Here is an 18,528-nt window from a genome sequence, read left to right as displayed (position 1 = left end):
AGAGACCGATGTCGTTCAAAAAGCTCCTGATCGCCAATCGCGGCGAGATCGCCATCCGCATCGCGCGCGCCGCGGCCGACGCCGGCATCGCGACGGTCGCGATCCATCCCGCGGACGATGCGCTCTCGCTGCATGTGCGCGTGGCCGACGAGGCCGTCGAGATCCCCGGCCGCGGCGCGCGGGCTTATCTCGACATCGACGCTGTAGTGAAGGCGGCGAAGAGTGCGGGCTGCGATGCCGTGCATCCCGGCTACGGCTTCCTCAGCGAGAACGCGGCGTTCGCAAAAGCCAGTGCCGATGCAGGCATCGTGTTCGTTGGGCCGAAGCCGGCCGCGCTGGAACTGTTCGGCGACAAGGTTGCCGCACGGCAACTGGCAAAGCGCTGCGGCGTGCCTGTGATCGCCGGCACCAGTGGTCCGTCGTCGCTCGACGAGATCTCCGCGTTTTTCACCTCGCTTGGAGCCAATGCGGCGATCGTGATCAAGGCGATGGCCGGCGGCGGCGGTCGCGGCATGCGTGTCGTCGAGAACTCGGCCGATCTCGCTGAAGCCTATGCGCGCTGCCAGTCCGAGGCCAGGGCGGCGTTCGGCTTCGACGGCGTCTATGCCGAGCGGTTGATCCGGCAGGCGCGTCACATCGAGGTGCAGATCATCGGCGACCGCCACGGTGCAATCTCTCATCTCTGGGAGCGCGAATGCACTATCCAGCGCCGGCATCAGAAGCTGATCGAGGTGGCGCCGAGCCCGTCGCTGAGCGAGACCTTGCGCGGCCGCATCATCGAGTCGGCAAAGCAGCTTGCGACGGCGGCGTCTTACGACAATCTCGGCACGTTCGAATTCCTGGTCGACGGCACCGCCGAGGACAGCTTTGCCTTCATCGAGGCCAATCCACGGCTCCAGGTCGAGCACACCGTGACGGAAGAAGTGCTCGGCCTGGACCTCGTTCGCGCCCAGTTTGCGATTGCCGCGGGCGCATCGCTGGCCTCGCTCGGCCTGACGCAGGGCTCGATCCCGAAGCCGCGTGGCTATGCGATGCAGCTCCGCGTCAACATGGAGACGCTGGACGAGACGGGCGCGACGCATCCGACCGGCGGCGTGCTCGCCGTGTTCGAGCCGCCGTCCGGCCCCGGCGTCCGTGTCGATAGTTTTGGTTACGCCGGCTACAAGACCAGCGCGGCCTTCGACTCCCTGCTCGCCAAGGTCATTGTGCACACGCCGGGTGAAGCCTGGCATGATGTCGTGGCGAAAGCATCGCGCGCCCTGCGTGAGTTCCGGATCGACGGCGTCGTCACCAACATCGCCTTCCTCCAGGCCGTGCTGGCGCATCCCGATTTCAGGACCAATCGGATCGCGACCGACTTCATCGACCGCAACATCGCAAAGCTCGTCGAAGCGGCCGATGGCGCGGCCAAGCCGCTGTACTTTGCCGCGGCCGAGCGAAGCGGCACGCATGCCGCTGAGGCGCACGTCGCGCAGATCGTCCCCGAGGGCGCGGTGATGGTAGCCGCGCCCTTGCAAGGGACCATCGTCACCATCCAGGTGAAGGAGGGCGAGATTGTTCGTCCGGGCCAGCAACTCGCCGTCATCGAGTCCATGAAGATGGAGCACCTCGTGATGGCCGAGCAGGGCGGCCGCGTCATGAGGCTCATGGCCGGCGATGGCGTCACACTGCTGCATGGCGAGCCGATCCTCTATCTCGAGCCGCTCGATGTTGCCGCTGACAGCGCGGCGGCCGAAGCCGACATCGATCTCGACCACATCCGCCCGGATCTTGCCGAACTGATCGCGCGCCAGGCCAACACGCTCGATGCGAACCGCCCCGCTTCGGTCGAGCGCCGCCGCAACACCAACCAGCGTACCGCGCGCGAGAATGTCGCGCAGCTCGTCGACGACGGCTCGTTCATGGAGTACGGCAGCCTCGCCATCGCCGCGCAGCGGCGCCGGCGCAAGCTTGACGACCTCATCAAGAATACGCCGGCCGATGGCCTCGTGATGGGTGTTGCCACCGTCAACGCCGAAAAGTTCGGCGGAGACGCCGCGCGCTGCATCGTCGTGGCCTATGACTACACCGTGCTGGCGGGCACGCAGGGCCACATGAACCACAAGAAGATCGACCGCATGCTGACCTTGGCGGAAGACTGGCGGGTGCCGCTGGTGTTTTACGCCGAGGGCGGCGGCGGCCGGCCCGGCGACACCGACCGGCTCGGCATGACCGGCCTGGACGGCCCGTCCTTCGTGCAGTTTGCAAGGCTCTCCGGCCTCGTGCCCGTGATCGGCGTCGTCTCCGGCTATTGCTTCGCCGGCAATGCCGCGATGCTCGGCTGCTGCGATGTCATCATCGCCACGAGGAACGCCTCGATCGGCATGGGCGGTCCCGCCATGATCGAAGGCGGTGGCCTCGGCGTCTATCACCCGGCCGAGGTCGGCCCCGTCTCGTTCCAGTCGCCGAACGGCGTCATCGACATCCTTGTCGAGGACGAGGAGGAGGCGACATCGGTCGCGCAAAAATATCTGTCCTATTTCCAGGGCGCGGTGACGAACTGGGAAGCGGCAGACCAGCGCCTGCTTCGCCGCGCCATCCCCGAGAACCGCCTGCGCGTTTACGACATCCGCAGCGTGATCGATCTCGTCGCCGACAAAGATTCGGTGCTGGAGCTGCGCCGCGACTACGGTGTCGGCATGATCACCGCGCTGATCCGGATCGAGGGCAAGCCGTTCGGCCTGATCGCCAACAATCCGCGCCATCTCGGCGGCGCCATCGACGCCGATGCCGGCGACAAGGCCGCGCGCTTCCTCCAGCTTTGCGATGCCTTCGACCTGCCTGTTGTCTCGCTCTGCGATACGCCTGGCTTCATGGTCGGCCCGGAAGCCGAGAAAACCGCGATCGTACGTCATGTCTCGCGCATGTTCGTGACAGGCGCGAGCCTCACCGTGCCGCTGTTCGGCATCGTGCTGCGCAAGGGCTATGGCCTCGGCGCACAATCCATGATCGGCGGCGGTTTCCACGCCTCGTTCTTCACCGCAGCCTGGCCGACCGGCGAGTTCGGCGGCATGGGCCTGGAAGGCTACGTCCGGCTCGGTTTCCGCAAGGAGATGGAGGCGATCGCTGATCCCGAGGAACGCGAGACCTATTACCGCAATAAGGTCGCCGAGCTCTATGCCAACGGCAAGGCGGTCTCGATCGCCTCGGTGTTCGAGATCGACAACGTGATCGATCCCGCGGAGACGCGGCGCTGGATCATGGCGGGCCTCCGGACTGTGCCGAAGCCGCCGACGCGGACCGAGAAGAAGCGGCCGTGTATCGACACGTGGTGAGGGCGGTGCAGCAATAGCCGCGACCCGGTTCCCGATTGACATCCCCGCCTGTGGTGCCAGACTTTGCATCATAATACAGGGTGGAGACGTCCGCGGTGGCCAGCCTTTCGGCCTCGAACCATGTCGCCCGTGTCTTGTCCGTCGCCAATCATGTGGCCGACGTCGACGCCTCGTCGCGCATCGAGAACTCCTGGCGGCGTTGCCTGATCAGCCACAAGCTCGATCCCGCCCGTCAGGGCCCGCCGCAGACGCTGACCGAGGCCGAGGTCCGTCACGTCGCCGAGCCCTTGGAAGAGACCATCCGGCTTCTGACGCCCGAACTCGACGATCTCGCCCGTGTGCTGCGCGACGCCGGCTATTGCGTCAATCTGGCCGACGCGAACGCGACCATGCTGTTCAGCCGTCTGCCTGGAGAGGCCGACGCGCGGATGTTCATGGACTGGAAGATCTACACCGGTTCGAATTTCGCGGAGACGTTCGAGGGCACCAATGGGCTCGGTACCTGCCTTGCCGAGCAGAAGCCGATCCTGGTCCACCGCGACGAGCATTTTCGCGCGCAGTGGCACATGTTCTCCTGCGCCGTGGCGCCGCTGTTCGACCAGTCAGGGCGCCTCGCCGGCGCCGTCAACATCACGTCCTGCCGCGAAGATCTCGAGCGGGCCGCGCATCAGCTCGCGCTTGCGGTGACGATGGAGGCGACGCGGCGGATGGAGGGGGCGATCTTCCGCGATCATTTCCGCAACGCCTGGATTGCGACCGTGCCGGGCGATGGCGGCAGCGGGCTGCTCGCCTATGACGACGACCGCCGCATCGTCGGTGCCTGCCGCGCGGCGCGCGCCTTGCTCGGGCTCACCGACGGCCTGATCGCCTCCGGCATCGATCTGTCGCGCTACGTCAAGCTCGACCATGCGCGCAACGCGGACGAGATCGTCGAGCTACGCCGCGCCGATGGCCGTCCGCTGGGGCAGAGCCATGTCGTTCCGCCACAGCGCGCGAGATCCGCTACACCGCGCCGCGATGCGCCGCTCGATCGTTTCGACGCGCTGCACCGGCTTGCCGGCCGCGATCCCGGCCTGGTCAAGAGCGTGAAGCGCCTCCGGAGCATCGGCGATCATAATCTGCCGGTGCTGCTGCATGGCGAGACCGGCGTCGGCAAGGACGTGTTCGCGCGTGCCATTCACGCCGCCAGCAACCGGGCCCGCAACAACTACGTCGCGCTGAACTGCGCGGCGATGCCGGAGAGCCTGATTGACGCCGAGCTGTTCGGCTACGAGGCCGGGGCCTTCACCGGCGCACGTCGCGACGGCTCGAAGGGGCTGATCGTGCAGGCCGACGGCGGCACGCTGTTCCTCGACGAGATCGGCGACATGCCGATCGCGCTGCAGACGCGGCTGCTGCGCGTGCTGGAGAACCGCGAGGTCTGGCCGCTCGGTGCGCTCAAGCCCGTGCCGGTGGACATCCGCCTGATCAGCGCCACCCACCGCGATCTCGGCCGCATGGCGGAGGAGGGTGCATTTCGTGCCGACCTCTATTTCCGCCTGCGCGGCATGGAGGTGCGGCTGCCCGCCTTGCGCGAGCGCGCGGACCGCGATGACATCATCGCCCAGATCGCGCGCGAGGAGGCGCCGAACTGCCGCCTGTCGGAGGAGGCCTGGGCGCTGCTCTCGACCTATCCCTACCCCGGCAATATGCGCCAGCTCCGCCACGTGCTGCGGCTTGCCGGCTGCACGGCGGAGGATGGCGTGATCATGGACGCCGATCTCGACCTGCCGCCATTCGGCGGGAGAGCGACGGAGACCGATCTCGAAGCAGCCGAACGCGCGACGATCGTGGAAGCTCTGCGCAAGCACGGCGGCCGCGTCACCGAAGCCGCCCGCGCACTGAAGCTCAGCCGCGCGACGCTGTATCGGAAGATCAAGCAATTGAAGATCGAGACCGCGCAGTAGCGCCTGTCTCTTCCCTTCTCCCACAAGGGGAGAAGGAAAGTCACCGCCGATGCCTCCTACGAAAAATCAGTCCAGCTCAAATGCCGCGAATCGAGATCGCCGACTGAAACGGTCTCGCGGATTTCCTGCGGCGTGTGGAAGCTGCTGCGCAGGTACACCAGTGGTGCGGTGGTCGCCGAATGCGTCGCGCCGCGGACTTCGCCGACGAAGATCGAGTGCGTCTTGGTTTCGAACTCCTGCGCCAGCACGCAATCGAATGCGGCGACCGCATCCGTCAGCACGGGCGCGCCGGTGACCCCGCGCGTCCACTGGCCGAAGGCAAAGCGGTCGTCGCCGTTGACGCCCTTCTGGCCGCTGAAGGTCAGCGCCAGCAGGGCGTGATCCTCGTGCAGGAAGTTGATCGCGAAGGCGCCTTCCTCGCGGATGCGGGCGTGGGCGCTGGCGTTGCGGTTGACGCAGACGATCAGCGACGGTGGATTGTCCGACAGCGAGCAGGCCGACGTCACCGTCAACCCGGTGCGCTTGCCGTGCTCGGCGCCGACAGTGACCAGCGCGACCGCGCCGGCGCATTGGCGCATCGCCTGCTTGAAATCCTTTGCGTCGACGCTCACGCGGACATCTCCAAAACAGTGGCGGGTGCGGCAGGTTCGCGCCGCACCCGTATCAGGTCAAGCCGCCTTCTTCGCGGAGCCGAGATGCTTCAGCCGCGGCATCACCTCGTTCTTGAGCAGCGCGAGCGAGTGGTGCCAGGCCTCCGGCTTGTGCTTGTAATCGAAGCCGAACACGCAGAGTACGCCGAAGCCGCCGACCTCGTCGTAGATCTTCTCGATCTTCTCGGCGACCGTCGTTGGCGAGCCGACGATCCAGTTCCGCTTGGCGCAATATTCGACCGTCACGTCGCTGTCGGGCACGTCAGGGGCATGCTTCAGATAGTCCTTGAAGCCGAAATGGCCGAGCAGCGGCAGGAAGTATTCGCTCATCATCCGGCCCATCATGTCGCCGGTCGAGAGCTTCCAGGCCTCTTCCTCAGTGTCGGCGACGAAGACCTCGCGCACCAGCCGCCAGTCCGCGCGGTTCGGCTTGCGCCCGGTCTTGGCGGCGCCGATCTCGACCGAGTCCCAATGGCTGCCGACATAGGCCGGGTTGAGGTTGAGGCTCATCGGGATGAAGCCGCGCTCGCCCGCGAGCTTCAGCGTGTCCGAGTTCTTCGAGAGCCCGGCAACGCCGATCGGCGGATGCGGCGCCTGGAGCGGCTTGATGTGTGGCTTGAGGAAGTCGAACATCGTGTCCGGCTTGGTCACCGTCCAGAACTTGCCCTTGTAGGTGAAGGGCGCCGGATCGGACCAAAGCTTCAGGATGATCTCCAGCGCCTCGCGCGTCATGTCGCGGTTCTGGCCGCTCATGCCGTCGACGTTGAACATCGCCCAGTCGCTCGGCAAGCCCGAGGCCGCGACGCCGAAGTTGAGCCGGCCCTCGGAGAGATGGTCCAGCATCGCGACGCGGTTGGCGAGCTCGGCGGGGTGATGATAGGGCAGCAGGAAGCCGCCCGGTCCGATGCGCAAACGCTTGGTCTGCATCAGGGCCTGCGCGATCAGCAGGTCCGGCGTGGGATTGGGTTCCCAGGGCGCCGTGTGGTGCTCACCGATCCAGGCTTCCTGATAGCCGAGCTCGTCGAGCCAGCGCAGGACCTGAAGGTCCCAGTCGTGTCCTTCCTTCAGGCCGCACTCCGGCGGATGCGAAGGCATCGTGAAATAGCCGATCTCCATGGGTTTCCTCATCTGATGTTGACGCGTCTTGCTGCGCGTTCGGGGACGTGAACAGGAACAGCTTCAGCAAGCCGTGTGCCAGCGCGCCTTGCGCCCGGACCCCGCGAGAAAACGCTGGTTCGGGGCGGCAATTGCCGATATCCCGGGGCGGATTTGCTGGCGCTTCGTCTCATTGTCGCGAGACGGCGTCTTGGCCGTGAGACGAGGATACGCTTCGACATGACCGATCCCGCTTTTGTCGCGGTGGACTGGGGCACCAGCAGCTTTCGGCTCTGGCTGGTCGATCGCACCGGCCACGTGCTGGCCGAGCGTCGCAGCGACGAGGGCATGCTGGCGGCGGCGAAGGCCGGCTTCCGCGGCGTGCTGCAATCCCACCTTGCCGCGGTTCAAGCGCCCGATCATCTGCCGGTTCTGGTCTGCGGTATGGCCGGGGCCAAGACCGGCTGGGTCGAGGCCGGCTATGTCGACACGCCGGCGCCGTTGTCGGCGGTCCTGAAGCAGGCCGCCCGCGTGTCGGGCGAGGCACGCGACATCCGCATCCTCCCCGGCATCGCGCAGCGCGACTCAAAAGCGCCGGACGTGATGCGTGGCGAGGAGACGCAATTGCTCGGCGCGCTCGGCCTGGACGCTGCGGGCGAGGCGCTGGTCTGCATGCCCGGCACCCATTCGAAATGGGTGCGGGTCAAGGACGGCACGGTTACGCATTTCTCGACCTTCATGACCGGCGAGCTGTTCAGCGTCGTCTCGCGCGAGACGATCCTGTCGCTCGCGGTCGCCGGCGCCGATGAGGCCGAGGATGTCGCGAGCTTCAAGGCAGCCGTGAAAGCCGCGTTCGGGGCGCCGGCCTTCGCCGCCAATCTCCTGTTCACCGCGCGGTCGCGCCAACTGCTGTTCGGCGGCACGCCGGCTGCGGCGCGCGAGACGTTGTCGGGTACGTTGATCGGTGCGGAGCTCGCGGCGGGCCTGTCCGGCAGCGTACCCAAGACTGGCATCACGCTGATTGCGTCGGGTCGGCTTGCGGCTCTGTATAGGCAGGCTTTCGATGCGCTGAAGGTCGACGTGAGCCCGATCGATGCCGACGAAGCGGTGCGTCGCGGCCTGTCGATGGCGGCTGCGGCGATCTGGACGAAGTGAGAGGATTTTTGAGATGAGCGTTCCCTTTCCGTCGATGAAGCGCCCCCTCGTCGCGATCCTGCGCGGCGTCAAGCCGGAGGAGACCGAGGCCATCGTCGGCGTGCTGATCGAAGCCGGCATGACCGCGATCGAGATCCCGCTGAACTCGCCGGATCCGTTCCGCTCGATCGGCCTTGCGGCGAAGCTCGCGCCCTCGGGCGTGCTGATCGGCGCCGGGACCGTGCTGACCGCGGCGGACGTCGATCGTCTCAACGACGTCGGCGGCAGGCTGATGGTCTCGCCGAATGTCGATGTCGAGGTGCTGGCGCGCGCGCATCGGCACGCGATGGTGACACTGCCGGGCGTGTTCTCGCCGACCGAAGCGCTGCTTGCGGCGCGCTCCGGCGCATCTGGCCTGAAGTTCTTTCCGGCGAGCGTGTTGGGCGCGTCCGGCATTGCCGCGATCCGCGCGATCCTGCCGGCCGGCGTGATGATCGCCGCCGTCGGCGGCGTCTCCGATCAGAATTTTGCCGAGTACATCAAGGGCGGCGTCACCGCGTTCGGGCTCGGCTCCAGCCTCTACAAGCCCGGCATGTCGGCCAGCGATGTCGCGGCGCGCGCGAAGGCGACGATCGAGGCCTATGACCGGGCGATTGTGAAAGACTGAGGTGGCAACCGAGCCGCTGCGCCGCCGCGTTCCCGTGCTGGCGATCGCGATGCGAATTCCGTGATGAGCGGCCGTGGCGACGAGGTGATCGATCTCGCCAGGACCAATCTGCTATCGCGCTAGCTGCGCTTCGCCGACGGTACGGGCAAGCGCTCGTGGCGGCGCTGGAAGCGCTGCCAGTGCAGCACGGTGCCGATGAGTGCGGCGGGCACGAAGCCGAGCGCGATCAGCCAGTGCGGCAGTCCGTTCGGCGAGATGAAGGCGATGGCGATGTCGGAGATCAACCAGAGCGCCGCGAACATCACCGCGAAATCCGTGCGCGGGCAGCGCAGATAGTAGAACACGGCGGTGATGACTACGGCAGGCCCGATCGCGATGGCGATCAACACCGCCGTCAGCTCCTTCGGTGTCAGCGCGTCGAGCACCATCGACACCAACAGCCAGATGGCGGCAAACATGGCGATGATGTCGATCGGATGCCGCAACCGAATACCTCTCGCGGGAATGGGCTATGGTGAGTTCCAAGCCTTCGGCGTCGAGCCTTCGACGTCAAGCCCGTGCCGTCAAGCAAAATACGCCTATTCCTCGTCGTTTCCCGGCGTCGGGCGCAGCATGAAATGGCCGAAGGCGGAGGCGATCGGCTTGTCCGGATCGTCCTGCCAGGCGCGTGCCTCGAAGGCGACGATACGCCGGCCCTGTTTCACGATCGAGACATTGGCAATGGTATCCAGCGCGCGGCCGGAGCGCAGGTAGTTGACGGTGAGGCCGATCGGCTTCGGCAGCGTGGCGATCCCGAGCTCGCGCCGCACGCCGAGGATAGCCGTCGTCTCGAGGAAGGCGCCGGTCATGCCGCCATGGATCGCGGGCAGGATCGGATTGCCGATGATCTTTGGCGAGAACGGCATCGTCAGCGTGCCGTCGTCATTGACGCGAATGCCGAGGGCGCGCGCGAACGGGCTGTTGGCGAACGGGCCGTGCGGATCGTCAGGCGCCTCCAGCGTTGGAATGCTGCGCGAGTCCATCCTGCGGTCAGCGAGCATGTTGGTGCGATTGGCCGCGATCATGAAGCAGGCGGTCGCGGTCGCCACCGGATCGTCCTCCGACTCCTGATAGGCCGTGGAGCGCACGAAGGCGATCGAGCGGGTCGTGCGGTAGCAGATCGAATGCGCCTTGATGGCGAGCCCGGGCGTCGCCGGCTTCTGGTAGTCGATGCGCAAATCGAGCGTCGCGATCGCGCTGGTGCCGTCAAGCGCGAGCTGTACGGCCATGCCGCAGCTTTCGTCCAGCATCGCGGTCACGACGCCGCCATGCAGCACGCCGGTCTCGGTGTCGCCGACGAAGACGGGGCGGTAGGGCAGGCTAGACCAGGCCTCGCCCGGTGCGAACCGGTCGAGCTGGAGCCCGCTGATATGGCCGTAATCGGAACGGCGGCCTTTGATGGCCTCGGCAAGTTCCTCGAACGGACGTGTGGTCGACAGGTTGGACATGACGATGTTCTAGACCAGTGTCGGCCGCCGCGCAAAAACCCCGCATGCATCGTCGTACGGCGGGTTTGCAAGGCTGGTTTGGCCTCGACAGATCAGGCCGAAGCAACGATGGTGGGCGCTTCACTGCCCGCGAGGAGTATTCCATGGCTGACCCCGAAACACCCGCCGCCAACCAGGGGCCCGTCACCATTTCCGTCTCGAGCTCGGAGCGGGCGCCGATCATCTATTTCGACGGCGCGTCCTGCTTCGGCCATCACAATGGCGCGATCCAGATCGAGCTCGCCGCCAACCTCTTGATGCCCATCGGTGCCGCCGTCAGGGTCGACGTGGTCCAGACCGCGCATCTGCGCTGCAGTCCGGCCGCGGCGCTCGCCTTGCGCGAAGCACTCGACAAGGCGCTGGCGATACTCAAGCTCGGACAGCAGCAGCCGGAGGAGGCGATCCCTGCGGTGAAGAACTGAGGCGCGCAGGCGGGCCTGCGTGGTTCGACACGCGCCGCGAGGCGGCGCTGCTCACAATGAGGGTCTGAGACACCGCCGCGACACTTCAGCCGGCATGCACCTTCGGCTTCTTGCCGCCGTTCCACTTGCCGTCCAGCGCGCGTTCGATCTGGGCGGCGAGTTGCAGCAGCAGGCCGTCATTGGCCTGCTTGGCAATGGCCTGGATGCCGAGCGGCAGGCCGTGATCCTGGCTCGCCATCGGCATCGAGATCGCCGGCATGCCGCAGAGATTGGCGAGCGGGGTGAAGGCGAAGAAGCGCCAGAGATTGCCGAACCAGTCGAGCACGTCGGGATTGTCGGAGATGGTGAGATATTGCTTCGTGCCGACCTTCGGCGTCGGCAGCGCGGTGATCGGCGTCAGGATCACGTCCCACTGCTCGAAGAAGCTGCCGAAGCCGCGCGAGGTCGTGTTGAACACGGCCTGCATCTTCGCCCGATCGGCGAAGCTGGTGTGAAGCCCGGCTTCCCAGATCCGGATGTTCATCGGCTCGATCAGATCTTCCGGCGGCCGCTCCAGCCCGCGCGCGGCCAGCATGTTGGAGATCACGACCGAAAAATTCGAGATGTAGCAGGTGGTCTGCGCCGCGAAGGCGGCGCGGAAATCGAGCTCGGGCAACGCATAGTCGACCTGGTGGCTGAGGCCTTCGAGGAAGCGGCCGGTCTTCTCCAGCTCGGCGGCGATCTCGGGCGTTGCGGTGTAATCGCCCCAGCTGTGCGACAGCGCGATGCGCAGCTTCGATGGATCGCGCTTGATCATCTCGCTGTAAGGCTGCGCCGTGGTCCAGAACGGCATGAACTCGCCGGGCGCCGGCCCGCGGGCATGATCGACGAAAGCCGCGGTGTCGCGCACCGTGCGTGACTGGCAGCCCTGGATCGAGACGAGGCCGGTGAGGTCGGACATGTGCGGCGCCAGCGAGAACACGCCGCGCGAGACCTTCAATCCGATATTGCCGTTGACCCCGGCGGGAATGCGGATCGAGCCGCCGCCGTCGGTCGCGTGCGCGATCGGCACCACGCCGGCGGCGACCATCGCAGCACTTCCCGCCGACGAGCCGCAGGTGGTGTAGTCGGTATTCCAGGGGTTGCGGGTGACATAGACGGCGGGATTGTCGGCCGAACTGCACACGCCGAATTCCGGCGTCGTGGTACGTCCGATCAGATTGAGTCCTGCCTGGCGGAATTTGCCTGTGAGGAACGTGTCGGCCGCGGCGCGATTGCCGCGCATCAACAGCGAGCCCATCTCCTGGAGCCGGCCCTTCATGGTCGGACCGAGATCCTTCATCAGGAAGGGCAGGCCCGCGAAGGGGCCTGCGAGATTGGCGCCGTCCTTGGCTGGGTCGGCGATCACGTCGTCGAACAGCTCGACCACGCCCGACAGCGTCGGATTGACCTTGGCGACGGCAGCCGCGGCCTGACGTGCCAGTTCCTTCGCCGTCAGCTCGCCCTTGCGGACCCGTGCCGCAAGTCCGACGCCATCGTGCTGCGTCCATTCGTTCCAGCTCATCGGCAAAGTCATGAAGTCCAAATCCCCTTGGATGCGGCGCCACCTTTTTCGCAAGGGCCCGCGTGAATCAACTGAGCCGGCGCGAAGGGCAGGGTTGCGCCGGGCGGAGAGGTAGCGGCGTCCATTAAGGCAGACGTGCGATCACTGCAACCGGACCGCCGCCGGCCGGGCCCTGATGTTCGGCGCCGCCTGAAACATAGACCGCGCCGGTGCCGGCAAGACCCGCGATCAAGCCGCCGACCGCGGCGCGGGCGTGGCGGGTCGAACTGATGTCGGTGTCCTCGAGCATGGTGTGGCGGCAGCCGCGCACGGTGCCATCGGGCGAGGCCTCGGCCTTGGCGAGCACGTTGACGAGCGCGCGGCCGGCTTTGGCCTGCGCGCCAAGACCCTGCGCGCCAAGACCCTGTGCGCCAAGACCCTGTGCGCCAAGTCCGACGCTGCTCAGCGCCTCGATCACCGCGGCGGCATCGATTGCGTCGTTCATCACGGCGTGCCCGATCTCGAATTCGCTCGCGGAGCTTTCCGAATTGCCGAGCACGATGACGACGTTGTGCATCAGCTCGATCCCCGAGGAGGTCGATGCCACCTTCGAGAACAGATCGTAGCGCCGCAGCACGTCCTCGTCCTTGGCGTCGGCGGCGACCTCGCCGAGCGCAACAGCAACGCCGAGCGCGGAGGCGCCGCGCGAATAGGCCATCGAGCTGTAGGCGCTGATCGTCACCGCCTTGTGGCCGCGTGAGCTTGCTTCCTCGACGCGCTCGCTGGTCAGCAGCGGGCATTTGATCTGGACGAAATGAACGTCAGCGGCGTCGGTGATGCCGGCATCCGCCATCGCGGCCTTCACGGCCTTGGCGGTCTCGGCGATCTGCGCCGAGCGGCCAAGCTCCTCGGGCAGGAAATCGCGCGTCTGCGCCATGCCGATGCTCAGGCGCTTGCCGGAGATGCCTGCCGGTGGCGTCTCGAGCTGCTGGCGCGTGAACACCGTGATATGCGGGCTGAGCACGCCCTCGGTGCCGCCGGACATCACGAAGGCGATGCGCTGCTCGACCTCTTCAGGTGTCAGGCCGAGCCTTGGCGCCAGCGCCGTGCACAGCGCGGCGACGGCATATTCCCGGGTGAAATCGTTGACGCCGCCATTGCCCTCGGTCTTGCCGAGGATCGCCAGGATGGAGGCCGGATCGATCGCGCGAGAGGCGATCAGGCCCAGGAGGCCGGAAACGTCGCCGGGGCCTCTGGTGGCGATCTTGAAGACGCCGACCGATGTTGTGCGCATGGATAGTCCTGTGGAATTCGATGGCCCGGCAAGTCCAACAGCCGTGGAAGCGGGGTGGATGTCAATCCCCGATGTCGTCCTGGCGAGAGCCAGGACGACACTGAACCTGTTGCACGGCCACGTCCCTGTTTCGCCTGCCTGTCAATCCCGCGCTTCAAAAATATTCCGCTTTACCGAAATTCGGTTTTGTCGTATGTGTCGCCCATCCTGATCCGGCGAAAAGGGGCGGTCGTACGTCGTCACGAGCCGCGGATCGGGTCGCGGTGGACGCGGGCAGCGCCGTCGCGGATGCGGGCCGCAGGGTGGGGCGATGGATTGAGCCGAACCCCGTGAGCGTCTTGCAAGCCGCGTTGTACGAACGGCGCTCGATGTCTTGCGAAGCCTCTTGGCGAAGCAGGGTCGCTTGCGTACGGCAAAACCGTGTGGTCCCGGCCGTCGTCGCTACGGTCAAGCCTTGCGGATGCGGCATCGCGCCAACCGGCGCGGTGCCGGTGACTTCCGTCGGGCGAGGGAGGCCAGAAGGAATTCGGCTCCCGGGAGAGCACGGCATAAGCCGTCCAACCATCGCGCAGGGAAGGCCGTGTGTTCGGCCACACCTGTATGCCGCTGTGCAGTTCTTTTTGCGCTACATGCGCACAGCGGACCGTGGGTGCCGGCCGGCACCCGGCCTTCCCTGCGCCCTTTGTTTTGAGGGCGTGACGCGAACAGCAAAACTCGGGCGGATTGCGCCGCGAGGAGGCGAAGCTGTGTCTGCTGAACGAAGTTGCGGAGATGAATAATCCAAGGGTGCCTCGTGCCGTGGACGCTGCGCAGCACAAAGTAATGCGCTGCTGTGCCGGGGCCCATCTCGCCGCATGCCGCGCCACTTTCTGGGGCCTGGCTCTGCGCCGCAACGCTTGCGCGTCGCAGCGCGTCCGGGACACGAGCCCCCGCGACATCCCCACGATTGTGGCGAGATCGCATCGGCTCGACAAAAAAATCCTCTGTCGACGGTTGTGCGCCGCATCTTGATGAATCAACCTCGGTTGGTTCATAAGCGGCGTCCCGCGGCCGGATTTCGGTTTGCGTCGCGTGCTTGGATATAGAGGAAATCTCGCGTGGCAAATATCAACCAGAAAATTGCGCAGGAGCTTGGGGTACGGGCGGAGCAGGTCGAGGCCGCGGTGACGCTGCTCGACGGCGGCGCCACGGTTCCCTTCATCGCCCGCTACCGCAAGGAAGCGACCGGTGCGCTCGACGACGCGCAATTGCGCACCCTGGAGGAGCGCCTGGTGTACCTGCGCGAGCTCGAAGACCGCCGCAAGGCGATCCTCGAATCAGTCCGCGAACAGGGCAAGCTCGATGCCGCGCTGGAGGCCTCAATTCTCGCCGCCGACAGCAAGGCACGCCTCGAAGACATCTATCTGCCGTTCAAGCCGAAGCGACGCACCAAGGCGGAGATTGCCAAGGAAGCCGGCCTCGAGCCGCTCGCCAATCAGCTCATGGCAGAGCCCGGCAACGATCCCAAGGTCGTTGCCGAAGGTTTCATCAATGCCGAGAAGGGCGTCGCGGATGCCGCGGCCGCGCTAGACGGCGCCCGCGCCATTCTGGTCGAGCGCTTCGACGAAGACGCCGACCTGATCGGCGCGCTCCGCGAGGACATGTGGACCAATGCGCGCATGGCCTCCAAGGTGCGCGACGGCAAGAAGACCGAGGGCGAGAAGTTCGCCGACTATTTCGACTTCTCCGAGCCGCTGACCAAGCTGCCGTCGCATAGAATTTTGGCGATGTTCCGCGGCGAAAAGGAAGAGATCCTCGATCTGCAGATTCAGGCCGAGGAGGCGCCGCCCGCCGGCGTACCCGGCGCCTATGAACTCAAGATCATGAAGCGGTTCGGCATTGCCGACCTCAAGCGCGCCGGCGATCGCTGGCTGATCGACACCGTGCGCTGGGCCTGGCGCACCAAGATCCAGGTGCATCTCAACATCGACCTACGCATGCGGCTGTGGAACGCGGCCGAGACCGAGGCCGTGCGCGTGTTCGCCTCGAACCTGCGCGACCTGCTGCTGGCCGCGCCCGCCGGCACCCGCGCCACCATGGGCCTCGATCCCGGCTACCGCACCGGCGTCAAGGTCGCCGTGACGGATGCGACCGGGAAGGTGGTCGACACCGCCGTGATCTATCCGCATGAGCCGCAGCGGCAGTGGAACGAGGCGCTCGCGATTCTCGGCAAGCTTGCGATCAAGCATCGCGTCGAGCTGATCGCGATCGGCAACGGCACCGCCTCGCGCGAAACCGACAAGCTCGCCGGCGATCTCGTCAAGGGCCTCGCTGAACTCAAGATGTCCAAGATCGTGGTGTCGGAAGCCGGCGCGTCGGTCTATTCGGCCTCGGCCTTCGCCTCGGAGGAACTGCCCGGTCTCGACGTCACCCTGCGCGGCGCGGTCTCGATCGCGCGGCGTCTGCAGGATCCGCTCGCCGAGCTCGTCAAGATCGAGCCCAAGGCGATCGGCGTCGGCCAGTATCAGCACGACCTCGGGCAGGCCAAGCTCGCCAAATCGCTCGATGCCGTGGTCGAAGATTGCGTGAACGCCGTCGGCGTCGACGTCAACACCGCCTCCGCGCCGCTGCTGGCGCGCGTGTCGGGCGTCGGCTCGGGCCTCGCCCAGAGCATCGTCGCGCATCGCGACGCCAACGGCCCGTTCAAGTCGCGCAAGGCGCTGAAGGACGTGCCGCGCCTGGGTCCGAAGGCGTTCGAGCAGTGCGCCGGCTTCCTGCGCATCCTCGGCGGCGAAGACCCGCTCGATGCCTCCGGCGTGCATCCGGAAGCCTATCCGGTGGTGCGCCGGATTCTCGAAGCGACCAAGAGCGACATCAAGGCGCTGATCGGCAGCAGCGAGCTCGTGCGCACGCTCAAGCCGAAGGACTTCGTCGACGAGACCTTTGGTCTGCCCACCGTCACCGACATTTTGAAGGAATTGGAAAAGCCCGGCCGCGACCCGCGTCCGGCGTTCAAGGCCGCGGTGTTCAAGGAGGGCGTCGAGGAGATCAAGCATCTCCAGAAGGGCATGATCCTCGAGGGCACCGTGACCAACGTCGCCGCCTTCGGTGCCTTCGTCGACATCGGCGTGCACCAGGACGGCCTCGTGCACATCTCGGCGATGTCGAAGAACTTCATCAAGGATCCACGCGAGGTCGTGAAGCCCGGCGACATCGTCAAGGTCAAGGTGCTGGACTTCGAGGTCGCCCGCAAGCGCATCTCGCTGACGCTCCGCCTCGACGACGAGGTCGGCGCCAGGAAGGACGCCCCCGGCATGCAGCGCGACAACAGCGTACGCAGTCCGGCCCGCATGACCTCCTCGGCCCCGCGCAAGCAGGAGCCATCCGGCGGTGGCGGCGCGCTGGCCGAAGCGATGCGCCGGGCTGCGGAGAAGAACAACGGGAAACGGGCGTAACAAGCCGAGTAGCGCATAGAGGGCGAGCTCCATCCGCCCGTCATTGCGAGCGTAGCGAAGCAATCCAGGCTGCCACCGCGGAAAGACTCTGGGTTGCTTCCCCGCGAGAGCTCTCCGCAGTGACGGGGAGAGATCGTCGCTCCCCGCTCAGAGCTCGATCACGCCGCGGCGCGCCGCATGCGCGACCGCATCGGTGCGGCCGGTCGCATCCAGCTTGTCGAGCAGCGAGCCGACGTGGAATTTCACGGTGTGCACGGAGATGTTGAGCTGGCGCGCGATCATCTTGTTGGAGGCGCCTTCCGCCATCAGCGCCAGCACGTCGAGCTCGCGCTGCGTCAGCGCGATGTCATCGGGCATGACGCGGGGGTCGCGCGCGACGATGGTCGCATTGGCGCGCTCGCCGGGCGAGGCAAGGCGAAGCCCCGCGACGCTGCCGAGCAGGGTCGCGAGGCGGTCGGCCAGTGCGGGATCGTCGATCTCCAGCGACAGCACGATCTCGGGCGCGGTGTCCGCGCTCACGTCTCGGGCCTCTCGCCGATCGTGACCCTGAAGCTCGCTGGTTCACCGCCACGGCGGACCGCGACGTCGATCACCCGGCCGACGCTGGCAGGTCCCAGGGTGCGCAACAGTGCGCGCACGCCGGACAGCTTCTGGTCGTTGACTGCCACGATCACATCGCCCTGGCGGATGCCGGCCGCGGCAGCGGGCCCTGCCTTGTCGACATTCATCACCATCGCGCCGACGCCGTCGTCGAGCCGCAGCGGCTGGAGGCCGAGCCCGAGATAGCCGCGGGCGATGCGGCCCCGCGTTTCGAGTTGTGCCGCGACGCGCTCGATCGTTGCGGTTGGGATCACCAGAACGCGGCGCGGCCCGAGCACCGCCATGCCGAAAGCCTCGCCTGAAGCATCGACGGCGAGGCCGCCCTCCTGGTTCGGACGCAGGCGAACATCGAGTTCGATCCGTGCGTCGATCTCGCCGCCGCGCAAGGAGCGCCAGCCAGTGCCGGAGACCGAGACCATCCCGAGCGCCGCACTCGCCGTGTCTCTGTTGGTGGCGACCACGACAGAGAGCGCGCCGAGGGCGGGGACTGTCGTGGCCAGCTCGACCGGGGTGATGCCGGTGTCGGCGCGCAGCAGCGCGATATCGGTGGTGTGGTCGCGGCCGACGATCGCGGCGGTGGCCGTGCTGCCGTCGGCAAGGACGATTCCGACCTCGCCTTCGTCGGCCAGCGCCTCGTCGGCGGTGACGATCAGGCCCGGCTTCCAGACGAAGCCGGTCGAGCGGGAGCGATGCGAATGCACTGACACGACGGATGGCGCGATGCGCGCGACGACGTCTGAGAGCGCTGACGACAGCGAGGCGAGAGGGGTGAGGTCAGTCATGGAAGGCTCCTGTAAGCTGCCTCCAATCTGGGATGTCGCGGCGGCCAGCGAAACTGGCCGGGTGGCCAGTCGTCCCCAAAGCCGCGGCCGACGAACATGTGATTGGAGCCGCTCACGGGAACGTGTAGCAATCCCCACATTG

14 protein-coding genes are annotated in these 18,528 nt (G+C 66.5%); 6 read left to right on the top strand and 8 right to left on the bottom strand.

Features of this window, described 5'->3' with window-relative positions:
- The first annotated feature begins 8 nt into the window (after positions 1 to 8).
- Together XH90_RS28960 and XH90_RS28955 are read left to right on the top strand one after the other, a co-directional pair.
- Positions 9 to 3,314: a carboxyl transferase domain-containing protein gene (locus XH90_RS28960; protein ID WP_194477682.1), complete on the top strand. Its 3,306-nt coding sequence runs from the start codon at positions 9 to 11 to the stop codon at positions 3,312 to 3,314.
- Between the two features lie 95 nt (positions 3,315 to 3,409).
- Positions 3,410 to 5,260 (top strand): sigma-54-dependent Fis family transcriptional regulator, encoded by a 1,851-nt coding sequence (locus XH90_RS28955; RefSeq protein ID WP_194477681.1) that lies wholly within the window; start codon positions 3,410 to 3,412, stop codon positions 5,258 to 5,260.
- Positions 5,261 to 5,316: 56 nt separating this feature from the next.
- Here the strand turns inward: XH90_RS28955 and XH90_RS28950 are convergent, their stop codons facing one another.
- Together XH90_RS28950 and XH90_RS28945 are read right to left on the bottom strand one after the other, a co-directional pair.
- Positions 5,317 to 5,871, bottom strand: coding sequence for a flavin reductase family protein (locus tag XH90_RS28950; RefSeq protein ID WP_194477680.1), 555 nt, complete (start codon positions 5,869 to 5,871; stop codon positions 5,317 to 5,319).
- A 57-nt stretch (positions 5,872 to 5,928) separates the two neighbouring features.
- Entirely contained in the window at positions 5,929 to 7,026 is a 1,098-nt protein-coding gene (locus XH90_RS28945) for an LLM class flavin-dependent oxidoreductase (protein ID WP_194477679.1), read from the bottom strand.
- Between the two features lie 219 nt (positions 7,027 to 7,245).
- Here XH90_RS28945 and XH90_RS28940 point away from each other — a divergent pair, with 219 nt between their 5' ends.
- Together XH90_RS28940 and XH90_RS28935 are read left to right on the top strand one after the other, a co-directional pair.
- A complete protein-coding gene (locus tag XH90_RS28940) occupies positions 7,246 to 8,160 on the top strand; it encodes a 2-dehydro-3-deoxygalactonokinase (RefSeq protein WP_194477678.1) in 915 nt (304 codons plus the stop codon).
- A gap of 13 nt (positions 8,161 to 8,173) precedes the next feature.
- Positions 8,174 to 8,806, top strand: a complete 633-nt coding sequence (locus tag XH90_RS28935) for a 2-dehydro-3-deoxy-6-phosphogalactonate aldolase (RefSeq protein ID WP_194477677.1) — start codon at positions 8,174 to 8,176, stop codon at positions 8,804 to 8,806.
- A 119-nt stretch (positions 8,807 to 8,925) separates the two neighbouring features.
- Here the strand turns inward: XH90_RS28935 and XH90_RS28930 are convergent, their stop codons facing one another.
- Positions 8,926 to 9,291: a hypothetical protein gene (locus tag XH90_RS28930; RefSeq protein ID WP_194477676.1), complete on the bottom strand. Its 366-nt coding sequence runs from the start codon at positions 9,289 to 9,291 to the stop codon at positions 8,926 to 8,928.
- A gap of 93 nt (positions 9,292 to 9,384) precedes the next feature.
- Positions 9,385 to 10,293, bottom strand: a complete 909-nt coding sequence (locus XH90_RS28925; RefSeq protein ID WP_194477675.1) for a PaaI family thioesterase — start codon at positions 10,291 to 10,293, stop codon at positions 9,385 to 9,387.
- A gap of 143 nt (positions 10,294 to 10,436) precedes the next feature.
- Between XH90_RS28925 and XH90_RS28920 the strand changes: the two genes are divergently transcribed.
- Entirely contained in the window at positions 10,437 to 10,754 is a 318-nt protein-coding gene (locus XH90_RS28920; protein ID WP_194477674.1) for a hypothetical protein, read from the top strand.
- A gap of 85 nt (positions 10,755 to 10,839) precedes the next feature.
- On the opposite strand, the gene XH90_RS28915 is transcribed toward XH90_RS28920, so the two are convergent.
- Together XH90_RS28915 and XH90_RS28910 are read right to left on the bottom strand one after the other, a co-directional pair.
- Entirely contained in the window at positions 10,840 to 12,309 is a 1,470-nt protein-coding gene (locus XH90_RS28915; protein WP_194477673.1) for an amidase, read from the bottom strand.
- Between the two features lie 112 nt (positions 12,310 to 12,421).
- Positions 12,422 to 13,570, bottom strand: a complete 1,149-nt coding sequence (locus XH90_RS28910) for a ring-opening amidohydrolase (RefSeq protein WP_194477672.1) — start codon at positions 13,568 to 13,570, stop codon at positions 12,422 to 12,424.
- Positions 13,571 to 14,667: 1,097 nt separating this feature from the next.
- Between XH90_RS28910 and XH90_RS28905 the strand changes: the two genes are divergently transcribed.
- Positions 14,668 to 17,004, top strand: a complete 2,337-nt coding sequence (locus XH90_RS28905) for a Tex family protein (protein ID WP_194477671.1) — start codon at positions 14,668 to 14,670, stop codon at positions 17,002 to 17,004.
- 147 nt (positions 17,005 to 17,151) lie between these two features.
- Here XH90_RS28905 and XH90_RS28900 read toward each other — a convergent pair whose 3' ends face one another.
- The gene (locus tag XH90_RS28900) at positions 17,152 to 17,523 is read right to left on the bottom strand and encodes a response regulator transcription factor (protein WP_194477670.1); all 372 of its coding nucleotides are present in this window, start codon (positions 17,521 to 17,523) and stop codon (positions 17,152 to 17,154) included.
- Positions 17,520 to 18,386 carry a S1C family serine protease gene (locus XH90_RS28895; protein ID WP_194477669.1) on the bottom strand — a complete coding sequence of 289 codons (867 nt, stop codon included), beginning with the start codon at positions 18,384 to 18,386 and terminating at the stop codon, positions 17,520 to 17,522. Before XH90_RS28895 ends, XH90_RS28900 begins: the two co-directional genes overlap by 4 nt.
- Positions 18,387 to 18,528: the final 142 nt, after the last annotated feature.

It is taken from the genome of Bradyrhizobium sp. CCBAU 53338 (assembly GCF_015291665.1).
Taxonomy (GTDB): domain Bacteria; phylum Pseudomonadota; class Alphaproteobacteria; order Rhizobiales; family Xanthobacteraceae; genus Bradyrhizobium.
This window is presented reverse-complemented; position numbering and strand designations above follow the sequence as displayed.